General features: G+C 42.3%; 1 protein-coding gene. It reads left to right on the forward strand.

Annotation, left to right across the window (positions count from 1 at the left end):
* Nucleotides 1-94 precede the first annotated feature (94 nt).
* Nucleotides 95-1,014: IS30 family transposase (locus tag MNV_RS09850; RefSeq protein WP_096205657.1), on the forward strand; the 920-nt coding region annotated here is incomplete at its 3' end.

Genomic DNA, 1,014 nt, shown 5'->3' on the forward strand with positions numbered 1-1,014 from the left:
TCTGAGTTCAAGTAATAAGTGCAACACAAGATAGTAAGAACAAGGGAAGTTTCCTTCCCTTGTTTGGCTGAGAAGCTCAATCTTTGTGTTGCTTATGACAAAAAAATATAAACACCTACAGCCGGAACAAAGATATCAAATAGAATGTCTATTAACGGCCGAACATTCGATCACAGAAATTGCTGATATTCTGAAAGTTAACAAGAGTACGATCAGCAGAGAGATCAAGCGAAATACCAATAAAAGAGGACAGCATGCTCAAATCTATATTGCCTCCAAGGCCGAGAGCTGGACCCGTGAACGCCATCGCCTTAAGCCCAAGCATATACGATTCACAGAAGATATGAAAGCTTATGCCCGCAAGGGGTTAAAACAGGAAAAGCTAAGTCCCGAATTGATATGGGCAAATGGGAAAAAGGAATTCGGGGACTTTGTGAGTCACGAGACGATTTACCAATGGATATGGAGTGGCAAAAAAAGCAACCGCAGGGATCGGAGAGAGGATAAAATGCTACACCGGGAACTTAAACACTTTGGTCGCAGAAGAAAACGGAGGAATCAAAACGAAAATCGGGGTCTTATCAAGGACCGCACAAGTATTGATAAACGCCCGGCAATTATCAACCAACGCAAGCGGATTGGAGATAAGGAAGTGGATTTGGTGCTGGGTAAAAACAGACAGCCAGGATTGCTGATCGTAACCGATCGCAAATTACGAATGAACTGGTTGGAAAAGATAACAAGTAAGGATGCGAAATACATAGAGCGAAAATTGAAGAAGATCATCAACCGCTGCTTGCACCCGGTGAAAAGTATTACCTTTGATAACGATTTGGCCTTCGCACGACATTACAGGATAAAGGAAGATCTGAAAATACCAACTTACTTTACTCACCCGTATACGTCTCAGGAAAAAGGAACCGTTGAAAACAGAATTGGAGTGATTCGTCGGTTCTTTCCAAAAAAGACTGACTTCTCTAAAGTAACTGCCGCTGATGTCAGGGAAGTTGAAAG

Source organism: Candidatus Methanoperedens nitratireducens (assembly GCF_900196725.1).
Taxonomy (GTDB): Archaea; Halobacteriota; Methanosarcinia; order Methanosarcinales; family Methanoperedenaceae; genus Methanoperedens; species Methanoperedens nitroreducens_A.